The 12558-nt window shown below is 73.4% G+C and carries 11 protein-coding genes; 3 read left to right on the top strand and 8 right to left on the bottom strand.

Translation table 11 applies throughout. The features are described from left to right. Positions 1 to 105: 105 nt before the first annotated feature. Both AB0I18_RS40360 and AB0I18_RS40355 read left to right on the top strand, forming a co-directional pair. Entirely contained in the window at positions 106 to 816 is a 711-nt protein-coding gene (locus tag AB0I18_RS40360) for a ThuA domain-containing protein (RefSeq protein ID WP_363110725.1), read from the top strand. After that, positions 786 to 1913, top strand: coding sequence for a Gfo/Idh/MocA family oxidoreductase (locus tag AB0I18_RS40355; RefSeq protein WP_363110724.1), 1128 nt, complete (start codon positions 786 to 788; stop codon positions 1911 to 1913). The genes AB0I18_RS40360 and AB0I18_RS40355 overlap by 31 nt, the downstream gene beginning before the upstream one ends. Before the next feature lie 91 nt (positions 1914 to 2004). Here the strand turns inward: AB0I18_RS40355 and AB0I18_RS40350 are convergent, their stop codons facing one another. The 8 genes from AB0I18_RS40350 to AB0I18_RS40315 all read right to left on the bottom strand — a co-directional run bounded on the left by AB0I18_RS40350 (position 2005) and on the right by AB0I18_RS40315 (position 10838). Continuing rightward, positions 2005 to 3231, bottom strand: a complete 1227-nt coding sequence (locus AB0I18_RS40350; protein ID WP_363110747.1) for a zinc ribbon domain-containing protein — start codon at positions 3229 to 3231, stop codon at positions 2005 to 2007. A 737-nt stretch (positions 3232 to 3968) separates the two neighbouring features. After that, positions 3969 to 4526 carry a phage tail protein gene (locus AB0I18_RS40345; RefSeq protein WP_363110723.1) on the bottom strand — a complete coding sequence of 186 codons (558 nt, stop codon included), beginning with the start codon at positions 4524 to 4526 and terminating at the stop codon, positions 3969 to 3971. Further along, positions 4523 to 6481: a putative baseplate assembly protein gene (locus AB0I18_RS40340; protein ID WP_363110722.1), complete on the bottom strand. Its 1959-nt coding sequence runs from the start codon at positions 6479 to 6481 to the stop codon at positions 4523 to 4525. The genes AB0I18_RS40345 and AB0I18_RS40340 overlap by 4 nt, the downstream gene beginning before the upstream one ends. Then, positions 6481 to 6927, bottom strand: coding sequence for a GPW/gp25 family protein (locus AB0I18_RS40335; protein WP_363110721.1), 447 nt, complete (start codon positions 6925 to 6927; stop codon positions 6481 to 6483). The genes AB0I18_RS40340 and AB0I18_RS40335 overlap by 1 nt, the downstream gene beginning before the upstream one ends. 58 nt (positions 6928 to 6985) lie before the next feature. Further along, positions 6986 to 8887, bottom strand: a complete 1902-nt coding sequence (locus AB0I18_RS40330; protein ID WP_363110720.1) for a VgrG-related protein — start codon at positions 8885 to 8887, stop codon at positions 6986 to 6988. Beyond that, positions 8887 to 9612 carry a peptidase M23 gene (locus AB0I18_RS40325; RefSeq protein ID WP_363110719.1) on the bottom strand — a complete coding sequence of 242 codons (726 nt, stop codon included), beginning with the start codon at positions 9610 to 9612 and terminating at the stop codon, positions 8887 to 8889. Before AB0I18_RS40325 ends, AB0I18_RS40330 begins: the two co-directional genes overlap by 1 nt. Positions 9613 to 9628: 16 nt before the next feature. Continuing rightward, positions 9629 to 10054, bottom strand: a complete 426-nt coding sequence (locus tag AB0I18_RS40320; protein WP_363110718.1) for a phage tail protein — start codon at positions 10052 to 10054, stop codon at positions 9629 to 9631. Positions 10055 to 10139: 85 nt separating this feature from the next. Then, positions 10140 to 10838: an extensin gene (locus tag AB0I18_RS40315; RefSeq protein ID WP_363110717.1), complete on the bottom strand. Its 699-nt coding sequence runs from the start codon at positions 10836 to 10838 to the stop codon at positions 10140 to 10142. Positions 10839 to 11691: 853 nt separating this feature from the next. On the opposite strand from AB0I18_RS40315, the gene AB0I18_RS40310 reads away from it, so the two are divergent. Beyond that, positions 11692 to 11952, top strand: coding sequence for a hypothetical protein (locus tag AB0I18_RS40310; protein ID WP_363110716.1), 261 nt, complete (start codon positions 11692 to 11694; stop codon positions 11950 to 11952). Positions 11953 to 12558 lie beyond the last annotated feature (606 nt).

The raw sequence follows: 12558 nt of genomic DNA, 5'->3' as shown, positions 1-12558 counted from the left end.
AAACTTTCCGAAATCCGGCACCCCTTTCCTGGCGCGGGCGACTGGCGGATCCTGTGGTCGGTCGGGCGGCACCGCCCACCCTCAAGGACCCCACGAAGGGACAAGATGACACGGAAGAAGGCCCTGGTCGTCCGAGGCGGATGGGAGGGGCACCAACCGGTCCAGGCCACGGAACTGTTCCTGCCCTTCCTCCGAAGCAGCGGATACACCGTCCGGATCGAGGAGTCGGCCGATGTCTACGCCGACGCCGCCGAGATGGCCGCCACCGACCTCGTGCTGCAGTGCGTCACGATGTCGGAGATCACCGCCGAGCAGGTGTCGGGGCTGAGCGCGGCGGTCGCGACCGGCACCGGTTTCACCGGCTGGCACGGCGGCATAGCCGACTCGTTCCGGGCCTCCAGTGACTATCTCCACCTGGTGGGAGGCCAGTTCGCCAGCCACCCGGGCAAGGAACCGTGTGAACGGCAGGGCGGTGCGGAGGACAACTACCTGCCGCACGTGGTCGACATCACCGAGCTCGGCCGCGAGCATCCCATCACGGCGGGCATCGAGGACTTCGAGCTGTGCACCGAGCAGTACTGGGTGCTCCACGACGACCTCATCGACGTCCTGGCCACCACCACCCATCCCGCCCGGCCGTGGCAGGCCTGGCATCGGCCGGTCAGCTCGCCGGCGGTCTGGACCCGCCGGTGGGGCGCAGGCCGCGTCGTGGTGACGACACCGGGGCACGACCTCGACGTACTGGCGAACCCGAACGTCCGCACCATCATCGAGAGGGGCATGCTGTGGGCGACGCGCACCGCATCGGCGTCGTAGGTCTCGGGGTGATCTCCCGCGCGTACCTGGACACGCTGCACGGCCATCCCGCCGTGCGCGTCACCGCGGTCGCCGACCTCGACGCCTCCCGGGCGGCCGCGGTCGCCGCCGAACTGCCCGGCGTCGAGGCACTGCCCGTCGAGGAGTTGCTGAGCAGCCCGGACGTGGACACGGTGCTGAACCTCACCGTTCCGGCGGCCCACGCCGAGATCGCCCTCGGCGCCATCGCCCACGGGAAGAACGTCTACGGCGAGAAACCGTTGGCCGCCACCCTCGTTGACGCCCACGCCGTGGTGGCGGCCGCCGCACAGGCGGCTGTTGGTGTGGGGTGCGCGCCGGACACCGTCCTGGGCACCGGAATCCAGACGGCGCGGGCCGCCGTGGGGGCGGGCAGCATCGGACGCCCCCTGTTCGCCTCGGCCATGATGGTCACCCCGGGACACGAACGCTGGCATCCCCAGCCCGACTTCTACTACACCGCCGGGGGCGGCCCCCTGCTGGACATGGGGCCGTACTACCTCGCGTCCCTGGTCCACCTGCTGGGTCCGGTGCGTGCCGTGATCGGGGCGGCCGGCCGGCTGCGTGCCGAGCGCGTCATCGGTTCCGGCCCGCGCGCGGGCGAGCGGATACCGGTCGAGGTCGACAGCCATGTCTCCGGTGTACTGGAGCACGTGGGCGGGGCCCTGACCACGATCACGACGAGTTTCGACGGTGTGGCCACCACAGCCGCGCCGATCGAGGTCCACGGCGAGGCGGGGACCCTCGCGGTTCCGGATCCCAACGGCTTCGACGGCGAGGTGCGGCTCTTCGAACTCGGCGACACGCGGTGGCGCACGCTCCCGCCGTCGGCGGGCTACGTCGGCGGCACGCGGGGCGTCGGTCTGCTCGACTTCGTCTCCGCCGACGAGCGGCGGGCGCCTCGCGCGAACGGCGATCTCGCCCTGCACGTGCTGGAGACGATGAGCGCCCTCCTCGACTCGGCGGACACGGGGCGCCGGATCGAGCTGACGACGTCGACAGCCCTGCCCGCCCCCGTTCCGCTCACGGCCGCCGAGGAGTGGAGAGGACACACCGACCGCCGGCCCACCTCACCGTAGGCCGCCGAGCGCCGCCGGGCCGCCGGGCCGCCGAACGTTCTCGGCGGCCCGGCGGCGGCTTCGGGTGGTTCGGGCCTCGTCCCGGGAGCCGTCAGGAGGTGTTGCTGTTGGACCGGCCGAAGAACTCGATCTCGGCGATGGCCACCTGCTTCTTGTCGTCGGCGGTGTAGGCCGAGCGCACGATGAAGCGCACCGAAGTGACCTCCTGGGCCCGGAACTTGCGCCGCTGGCCGCCGGCGCTGCGGTCGAGGTTGATGATCCGGGTGGTCGTCTTTTCGTCGGCGGTGGTGATCCTCGCCTCGATGCGGCGCGGCAGGGCCGACTGCGAGAGCTGCTGCGTCCGGGTCGAGACGCCGGGGGTGATGATCAGGTCCAGCAGCCGGGTCGGCTCGTCGAAGCGGGCCTCCAGCCACTGCCCCTCGCCGGACTGCGTGACGCCCGGCCCCCACCAGGTGTTGCTGACCTTGTCGACGACGAGTTGGGCGCCGTGACCGGGGTACGAGCGCGACGCCTTGACGCTGACCGGGTCCACCGGGGCACGCTTGGCGAAGTGGTCGCGGGTCGCGTCGACCCCGGCGCCCACGTTGAGGACGAGGGTGACGATCAGGGCGAGTACGAGGGCGCCGACGACCCAGTTCATGACGCGTCCGAAGCCGCGGCGCAGCCGCGGGCGGTCGCCGGCCCACGGGATCTCCGCGGCGCGGAAGAACGCTGTCCGGCGCCACCAGGGCAGGCGGCCCGGGGTCTGCCGGCCGTCGCCGGCCATCGGCATGGCGCACCGTCCGCAGAAGTGCCGGTCGGGCAGGTTGGGGGTGGCGCACCACGGGCAGGGAATGCCACCCGTCGGCCCTGACTCGGGTCCCGGGGCACGGACTTGAGGGCGGGCGGCGACGGGGCGGCCCGGCAGCACGGGGGCGACGGCGGGGGACGCGGGTGCGCGGGGTTCCGGGTCGCTGACGGGTACGAGCAGGGACCTGGCCCGTTCCGCGGTGGAGTCGGTGGAATGCGGGTCCCAGGGAGCGGCGGCGGGTACCGGTTCGGTGGCGGCGGTGTCGTCCCGGTGGTCGCCAGGGTGAGCGCCGCCCGCCGCACCGGGGGCCGGGGCGGCGGGGGACGCCGTGTCCCACTCCTGAAGCGCGGCCGCGCCCGCACCGGCGGACGCTCCGGAGGTGTGGGCCGGCCCGACGTCGGGGTCGCCGTGTCGCGGCGGGGAGGACGGCGCGGCTCCGGTCCCGGCGGGCGTGGTGGGTCCCCCCCATGTCTCCTGGCGCCCGGAGGCGTGAGCCGGCCCGGCATCGAGGTCACCGTGTCCCGGCAGGGAGGACGGCGCGGCCCCGGTCCCGGCGGGCGCGGTGGGCGACCCCCATGTCTCCTGTCGCCCGGAGGCGTGAGCCGGCCCGGCATCGAGGTCACCGTGTCCCGGCGGAGAGGACGGCGCGGCCCCGGTCCCGGCGGGCGACCCCCATGTCTCCCGGCGCCCGGAGGTGTGTGCGGTGTCGGACTGCCGGGTCCCGGGGCCCGCCCCGGCGCCGCGGCCCTCCCCCACGGGCTCGTCGAGGACGCCGTCGGCCGACCGGGACGGGTCGTCCCGCTCCCGCCGGTCACCGGCCCCGGGCCCACCGGTCCCGTCGTCCTGCCACCGGGCCTCGTCCTCGATCCGCCGGCCACCGCCCGGCCCCGCCGTTCGCGCGAGGGCCGGGTCGTGGGCCGTACGGGCCGTGCCCGTTCCGGCCCCGGGCCGGGCGAAGGCGTCCCATCCCGGCCGGTCACCGGTGGCCCGGTCGGCCGCGCCCGGACTGTCGGCGCTCTCACGCGGAGGGCCGCCCGCTGCCGGGGCCACGGAGTCGGCGGCGCCCCCGGTCGCGGAGTTCCGCGCCGGTGCGGCGGTTCGCGCGCGTACGGAGTCCATACGGGCCGCGTCGGCCGGGTCCTGGCTGCCGGACCAGCCGAGTACCGACCCGCAGGAGTCGCAGAAGGACTGGCCGGGCTCCGCCCTGGTGCCGCACTCGGCACAGCTGCGGGCCGGCTCCCGTCCCGTGCCGGAGGTCTGGCTGGTCATCTCTCGGAAGTCCTTTCGGCCGCGGTCACCTGGACCGTGTAGGGCATGTGGGCGGGTCGGGCGGCCGCCACGAGGCTGTCGAGGCGGTGTTCGTCCGCGCGGGTCGGATCGGGCAGCCGCAGCGTGACGTGCAGGCGCGGGCGGCGGTCGCCGGGGACCGGGCCGAGGGGCCGGGCGTCCCAGGCGGCACCGCCGCTTTCGGTGATCTCCGGGGCCACGCCGAACACCAGGCGGATGGCCTCGTACAGGCCGCGGCGGGTCCCCCGTACCCGGTGCAGGTACGCGGCGGCGGCGACGGCCTCGCGCAGCCGGGCCTCCGGCTCGCTGCCGTCGGTCTCCGCGCCGACCCAGCCGGCCAGCCACCGGGTGAAGTCCACCGGGGCCAGGGCCGGCGTGAAGTAGGAGTCCAGGCAGTCGAGGACGGCCAGGATCGGTGCGAGCACCTCGTCGAGTCCACCGACGAACCGCCGTGCCAGATCGTCGTCGGCGAACACGGCGGGCAGCATCATGCCGATGGGCGCGGAGGATCCCAGCCCGTCGATCGAGCCCCTCATGGCCTGTCCCCGATCACGCGCACCCGGTGGTCGAAGGAGAAGACCAGGGACGGGGGTTCGAGGTCGATGCGGTTGGTCGGGTCGCCGCGTTTGCCGGTCAGGGGGTCGGCGGGGTGCAGCTGGACCTCGTCGACGAGTTCGACGCCGGGGACGCGCTGGAGAACGGCGAAGACCTCGCCGGACTGCACGGGCCGGCCGAAGGGCCAGCCCCGGCCGTCGGCGCCGCCGGTCAGCGGGTCGAGGTGGCGGTAGAGGGCGTCGTGCGCCTGGCGACGGACCCGGTCGGTGTCGGTGCCGCGGAACGCGTGCAGCGTGGCGACCACAGTGACGCCCTGGTAGAAGGGCGGGCCCACCGCCAACCGGGTGCCGATCAGCCGGCGTTCGTCCAGATGGCGGGTGATGCGCTGCAACAGCGCGTTACCGGGGACCAGTTGCTCGAAGCGCAGGCGGCCGCCGGGGTCGGGCACGGCCTGGGGTACCACCAACACCCGTACGGCGTAGGCCCCGTGCTCGCCCTCGTCGCCCTCCAGACAGGTGATCCGGGCCGTCTCGGGGGCGGCGCGGCGGGCGAGTTCCTCGTAGTCGCGCAGGGTCACCGCCCGTTCCTGGGCGCGCAGCGTGATGGGCGCCCTGGTCTTCGCCTCCTCCACCGTCTCGCCGTCGACGCCGCCGCGCGCGGCCTCCCGGTTGACGACCTCGGAGACGTACGGGATCGACGTGCGCAGCACCTGGACGGCGCCGCGGGCGACGTTCCCGGCCCGGCCGCCACCGGTGCGGTAGCGCAGGGCGCGGATGACGGCGCCCTTGGGGGCCACCGCCCCGTACTGGCGCAGGGTGCCGTCGGGCTCGCGTACCGCCGGGCCGAAGGCGATGTCGCCGGTGGCGGCGTCGAGGGTGATGTGCCGGTCGTGCGGGGTGGAGGCGGCGAACGAGTGGACGACCTCCCAGTCGGTCCAGCCCTCGTGCTCGGCGGTCTGCAGCAGCACCGGAGGGGTGTCGCCCACCACGGGGGCGTGGGCCAGCCGCAGGCGCTGCCCGGGCAGGCCGGTGGACTCGCCGAGCGCCTCGTCGTTCACGGTCTCGGCGTGTACGGCCGTGGTGGTGCCGCCGAGCGTGAACGCCTCCACGGCGCGGACGGTCGGCGAGGTGGTGTAGAAGGGCTGGTTCGGCAGTGGTTCGGTGACCCGGCAGCGCAGCCAGCCGGCCTCCCGCCCGCCGGTGCGGGACAGGGTGTGCCCGCCAGGGACGTGCAGGACGACCTCGCCCGGCCGGTTCAGGCCGCCGGTGCCGTCCCGGTCGACCTCGCAGGGAGCCCAGCCGTCCTCGGTCCACGCCTCCCAGACCAGCGGCGGCTGCCGCGGGTCCACGCCGACGCCGTCGACCCGGCTGTCCAGTTCCAGCGCGACCGCGCAGTGCGGCACGGCGGCGGTCAGGCCGAGCAGCATGCAGTCGCCCGGCCGCGGGGCCTCGGCGAAGCACATCAGGTCCTTGCCCTCGGCGAGGTCGTCGGTCCGGTCGGCGACGGGTTCACCGCTGCGCTGGACCACCAGACGCCCCAACTCACAGGGCACGACGGTCAGTTCGCGCTCGACGGCGAAGACGGCGGCCTCCTCGCTCTCGGTGCGCGTGGTGGCGACCTCGGTGCCCACCGGCAGCAGGACGGGCTCCTCCTGCGGCGCGGACAGCCAGAACGTGACATCCGTACGGGCGGCGGAGGGCGGGAAGAGGGTGATGCCGACCAGGTCGAGGAACGCCAGGTGGTTCTTCTCCGGTACCCGGTTGAGCCGGTAGACGATCTGGTCGGCCATGTGGGCGACCGTTTCCACGAGGGTGACGCCCGGGTCGGAGACGTTGTGGTCGGTCCACTCCGGGGCACGCTGCTGGATGTAGCGCTTGGCGTCGTCGACGAACTGCTGGAAGCGGCGGTCGTCGAGGTTCGGGGAGGGCAGGGCCATCAGCGGTCGCTTTCAGGGAAGTCGCCCGCGCCGGGGGCGTCGGGCTCCTCGTGGGAGGGGATGACGTAGAACGGGAAGACCAGGCTGCGCGGGTTGTTGGTGCCGCGGATCGAGTAGCGGACGTCGATGAAGAGCACGCCCTGTTCGGTCGCGCCGCCGGCGGTCACCTCCACGTCGCTCACCTCGATGCGCGGCTCCCAGCGGTCGAGGCTCGTGTACACCTCGTGCTGGATGCGGCCGGCGGTGGCCTCGTTGACCGGGGCGAACACCAGGTCGTGGATGGCGCAGCCGAACTCGGGGCGCATCGGCCGCTCGCCCGGCGCGGTGGCCAGGACGAGCCGGATGGCCTCCTCGATCTCGCGCTCGCCGCTGACCAGGGCGATGCCCCCGGTGGGGCCGATACGCAGCGGGAAGGCCCAGCCGGATCCGACGAACTGCTCGGCCATCAGTGGGCCACCCGCCTTCTCATCGTCGTCACGGTCTCGCTGCTCAGCCTCTCGGGGGTCACGGGATCGGATACGGCTTCTTGTTGACCGTCACGAGGCCCATGAGGTCGATGTTGACGGCCCGCATGCCCACCTGGCCGATGGTGTTGACCTGCACGGCGCCGCCCGCGCTCAGCGTCGCGGCACCGACCGCCTTGAGGTTGAGGGCACCCATCGCGTCCACGGTCACCGCGCCGCCGAGCGACTTGAGGTTGACGATCCCGCGGCCCTGGATGGTCACCGGCCCGCCGCTCTTGATGCTGATGCTGCGCCGGGCGCTCAGCGAGAGATCCGTACCGGCCTCGACGGACACCGAGGTACCGCCGGTGATGCTGACGGCGCCCTTGCTGTCCACGGTGATCTCGGTCTTGGTGCGGTCGAGGTTGATGATCAGCCGGTCGTTGCCGCTGGCCACCCGGACGCCCTGCTTGCGGGCGCCGGTCTGCTGGCTGAGCAGGTCCACCCGGTTGCCGTACCGGTCCGACAGGGTGTGCCGCATCGCCTTCTTCTTGACCGGGTCGTGCAGCGCCACGTCCTTCACCACGGTCGGTTTGTCGATGCCGTTGTAGAGGCCCCCGATGACGAAGGGGTGGTCGAGCGCGCCCCGGTCGAAGGCGACCAGCACCTCGTCGCCGACGTCCAGCGGGAAGATCCCGCCGCCCGCCTTCCCGCCCAGCTGCACGGTCCGCGTCCAGTCACTGACGTACGCGTCGTCCAGCCAAGGGAACTGCAGCTTCACCCGGCCCTGCCTGAGCGGATCCTGCACGTCGGTGACCAGCGCGTTGGCCACACTCGGCAGCCGGGGCGCCGTCGTGCCTCCACCGGACGTCAGACCGAACAGCGAGCGCCACTGCCGGCCACTCACGGTCACCGACGTCTCGTAATGACTGCCCGCGCCGAAGGTGTGCCGTACGGAGGTGACCGTGTACTTGCCCTCGAAGGGGACCCCCACCTCGGTGAGCGCGATGGCCACGCCGGGGCGCAGCTCGGGATTGCCGTGCACCGTGACCTCCAGTTCGGCGAACGAGGAGGTGAGGTCGTCCGCCAGCGAGGAGGCGGCGAACTTGACCTCGGGCCGGCGGTCGTACGGGGTGTCGGTCTCGACCAGCTTGGCGGCCTTGAAGGCCGTGGCCGCCTTCTGCGGAGTGGTCCCGATGGCGACACCGGGGTAGGTGCCCGCCTTCTTGAGCTCGACGATCTTCTTCTTGGTCGGAATGTCCCAGCCGCGCGCCTCGACCTTGTCGACCTGGTCCGCGGCGGTGACGGCGGCCCGGCAGCGCAGTACGTCGACACGGCCCCGCAGCACGCGGGGGTTCGACTCGCCGGGGGAAGTCACCGGGGGCGCCTTGGACGCCGGGTCCGGCTCGACGAACTGGAACTTGCCCTTGGCGTCCAGCGACATCACCATCTCGTTCTCGTCGGCGAGCCGTGCCAGGAAGTCCCAGTCCGTCACGTTGGACTGGCTGATGAACTCGTAGACCGTCTTGGTGGTCTGGACCCTCCCGATCGCGATGCCGTTCATCGAGGCCAGCTTGCGGGCGATGTCGGAGGCGGTCTGGTTGCGGTACGCGGCCACCCTGCGCACGCGCATCAGGCGATGGCCCGGGTCGTAACCGCGGATGACCGTGAACGTCCCGGTTCCGTCGTAGTCGGTCTCCATGCCGGTGACCTCGCCGGTGAGCAGCGGGGACGCCGCGCCCCGGCCGTCGGAGACGGGGGCCAGGACCACCTTGGAGCCGAACCTCACGTTCAGTTTGCCGAGCAGTTCCCGGTCCGGGTCGCGGAAGGTGAGCCGGAACTCGCCGGGCACTCCGGCCCCGAGGTCGACCCAGCCGCCGACGAGCAGGTTGATGTAGTCGGGCGGGATCTTCTTGCTGTCGAGGGTGACGTGGATGATGTTGGAGAAAGACGGCTTCGCCATCAGAAACCCACCTCCTCGGCGGCCGGAAGGACGAGTTCGACGCCGGTGGGCAGGCGCATGGGGTCGTCGATTCCGTTGGTCTCGGCGATCGCGCGCCAGGCGGCCGCGTTGCCGTACTCACGCCAGGCCAGCGACTGCAGGGAGTCGCCCGCGACCACCCGGTGCACCCGCTGCGCGGTGAGCGCGCCCGAGGTCGGGTTCTGGCCCTTGGTCTTGCTGGGGATCTCGTGCAGCGCCACCTGACAGGTCGCCCGGATCGGCACACCGGTCGTGCCGAACAGCGAGTAGGTGACGTCCACGGAACTCACGTACGAGGTGAAGCGGGCCGTGGAGAACGAGCCCCACTGGAACACCACCCACGGCGGTGAGGGCTGTTTCGCGGCGATGGACTTGGCCGTCACCTCGCAGCAGTCCAGCAGGGACTCCACGTTCTTCAGCACCACGTTGCTGCTCGGCTTGGCCGACGAGTCCAGGAAGATCTCGACCGTCATCTCCCGGGGTTCGGGCCCCATGAACTCCGGGACGGTGCCGTCACGCACCGCCGCGGCGGGCGTGGACTTCCACTGGGCACGCCGGCTCAGCTGCAACTGGGACGGGTTGAAGTCGAAGTTGAACGTCTTGATCAGACCGCCCGGCGTGGTGCTGGAGCCGACGGGCGGCTCGTGGATGGCGAGCGTGGCGCGCACCAGGCTCTTGCCCGCGCCGCCCCTGCTTCCCTTTGCCATGTCGTGTCCCGTCCCCTCAGTCCGTGAACCCGTGGTGGGTGATCTCCAGGACCTCGGTGGCCACACTCGGGTTGGCCGGGTCCAGGGAGGGGCCCTGCCAGCTCACCGGCAGCACGTCGATCAGCCCCCAGTGCGCCACCTCCGAACCGTCCGCGCGCAGCGCGGCGATCTGCGCGGTCGGCCGCTTGACGCCGGTGGCCACGGAGGAGATCCAGGCCGCGACCTTGGCGGTGTCGGGGGTCAGCGGCCGGGTCAGCCGGATGTTGGAGTGGGTGACACGCGAGGGAAGCTGCCAGACGAACCCGTTGTTGCCGCCCTCCTGGCGTTGCTCGATCTCCACCGCGGACGACAGCCCTTCGCACCCGTTGAAGTAACCGAGGCTCTCGCCGTCGATGGTCAGGGTGAAGAAGATGGTGGAGCCCGGGTCGAGATCGCGGGGCATCGTGGGCGGCCTTTCTGGAACGTCGGTCGTGCGGGGTCGTGCGGGTCGTGCTCGTGGGTGTCGCGCCGGTGCGGGTTTCGGCCGCTCAGCGACGGGGGTCGCGGAGTCTGCCGATCCGCTCCCGGTCGAGCCGCAGTTCGGTACGGATCAGCCGGGTGATCCGGCCGATCAGCCGGTGCGTCAGCTCGTCGAGTTGGAAGTCGGTCAGGGAACGGGGGTCGAACTGGCCCTTGGCGACTGCGAGGTAGTCGGGTGGGAGGTCGCCGGGATCCTTCTTCGGCGGCGCGCCGCCGGTGGGGGCGGCCGCGGACGGGCCGCGCGACGAGGTGCCGTGGGCCGAGACGGCGGAGACGGCCGTGGTGGTTGTGGCGGCGGTCGGCCGGAGCGGACCGTCCGCGTCACGCTGTACGGGGACGGGTGCGGGGGCTCTGGTGGTGGCGTTGGTGCTGGTGTTTCCGGGTGTGCTGCCGGGCGCCTTGGGTGCCCTGGGCGCGGCAGGGGCGTACCGCTGGACAACTGCCGGGGCGGTAAAGGCGCTTGGCCGCGATGGCATCTGCGGGATCGCCATGGGGGCGCCGGTGGGCGGGGCGGTACCGGAACCCGAACCGGACTTGTCGGCGGCCGACAGGAGTGGCACGGCGGAACCGGTGGGAGTAGCGGGGATGACGGCGGCCCGCTGTACCGCCGGTCCGGTGCCCGGCGATACGGACCCGCCGTGTGTGGACGCGAGGCGGCGCAGCGGGACGGCGGCCGGGGTTGCCCGACTGCGGCTGGCCGGGGGCACGGTGGGCTTCAGAGCCGGGGCGAGGGCGCGAGCTGGGGCCAGGCCACGCCCTGGACCACCTGCGTCCGGCACGGACGCGCTCGTGGTCGTGCGCCGCACCGCCGGCGCGGGCCCGCTGCTTTCGGCCGTGGCGCCCGCAGCTGACGGGATCGCCGTTGCGCGCTGTACGGCGGGGGTGCCGGAGGCCGGGGTCCGCAGCGGTACGGCCGCAGGACGGTGGGGCGGTGCCGCCGGTGCGGGAGCCGCAGTTCCGTGGGTCCGGGCGGCCGGTCCGGGCATACGATCCGGCGCCTTTCCCTGGTGCGCTGTCGCCGCACGCTGAACGGGCGGCGGTCCGGCAGAGCCCGAACTGGCAGGAGAGGCGGGCCCGGTGAGGGGTTTCGCGTCCGGGGGCAGGGCGGAGAGGGGAGCACCGAGCAGGGGCCGCTGCCGGGGAGTGGGCGTGGTGGCGCGCTGAACCGGGGTGCGCGAGGGGGCGCCGGTCGATGGGGCGGGGGGTGCGGGAGCTAGGGCCGAACTGCGGGGCCGGTCCGCCGGGTTCGCCGGTGCGGTTGGGCCTGTAGGCCGGGCGGACGGGTTCGCGGGTGCGGCCGGGCTGGTCGGCTGGGCCGAGGGGTTCGAAGGCTGCGGAGTGGCCGAGCCGAGGGGTGGGGTCGTCGAACCGGTGGCGGACACGTTCCCCGGAGTCGGCGCGCCGAGGCCCACCCGCCTCGCCCCGCCGGAGGCGCTCCGCTGTACCGGATACGCGCCCGTGCCGGACGGCGTGCTCGCGGGAGCGGGAACCGGCGTGGTAGCAGAGGTGGCAGTTGTGGCCGCAGTGTCCCTACTCGGTCCAGGAGGAAGGGAGTTGGCGGTGGCAGCCGTCTCGGTCGGGGCGGCCGGAGCCATCGGGTTGCCGGGGCCGGTCAGCGCCGTCGTAGGACCGTTGGATCCGGCTGTCGCCGTTTGGGTGACGGCCGCCCCACCGGCGGGGGCGCTGCTCGCCGTGCCGGTGGAGGAGGTCGTCGCTCCGGCGCCGACGCCGGTGCCCGTCGTTCGGCTGCCGGTACCGGATGTCGTACCGATGGAACCGGCCGCCCTCCGGGCAGGGTCGGCCGCCGGTTCACCCGGATGAGTTGCCCGGCCGGCACGGTCGGTCGCCGACGGGACGGGGCCGGGTGCCGGGCTGCTGGGACCGGTCGCGGTATCGGCGGATCCGGTCGCGGTTGCGGCTTCGCCAGGCGTGGCGGCCGCCTTGCCGCCGGAACTGGTCGCCGCCCGCTGGACGTTGACCACCGCACCGTCGGAGCGGGCCGCCGTGCCGCCGAGGTCGGCCCTCGGACCGCTGGGGCCGGTGGCCGTTCCGGTGGAGGTGGTGGGCGTCCGCCGATCGCCGGTCGCCGCGTCGCTCGGTCCGGTCGCTGTCCCACGCGGGCCGTCCGCCGCCCGGCCGGGGCCGGTCGGTGTTCCGGTTCCGGCGGGCTCCGCTGTCGCACGGCCGGGACGGGCCACCGCCCGCTGGACGTTAACCACTTCGCCCGTGGCACCGGGACCCTCCACAGTCCTGCCGGAGCCGGTCGCCGTCCCGGCGGGGCCCTCCGCCGACCGGCCCGCGCCGGTCGGCGTTCCGGTTCCGGCGGGCTCCGCTGTCGTACGCCGGGGGCGGGGCACCGCCCCCGGGACCGTGACCCCATAGCCCCGGGGCCCGGGCCCCCCGCCCCCCACGCCCACCCCCGGCCAG

It is taken from the genome of Streptomyces sp. NPDC050704, from assembly GCF_040654355.1.
Classification (GTDB): Bacteria; Actinomycetota; Actinomycetes; order Streptomycetales; family Streptomycetaceae; genus Streptomyces.
The sequence above is the reverse complement of the archived record's forward strand: the minus strand, read 5'-3'. Positions and strand labels throughout refer to the sequence as shown.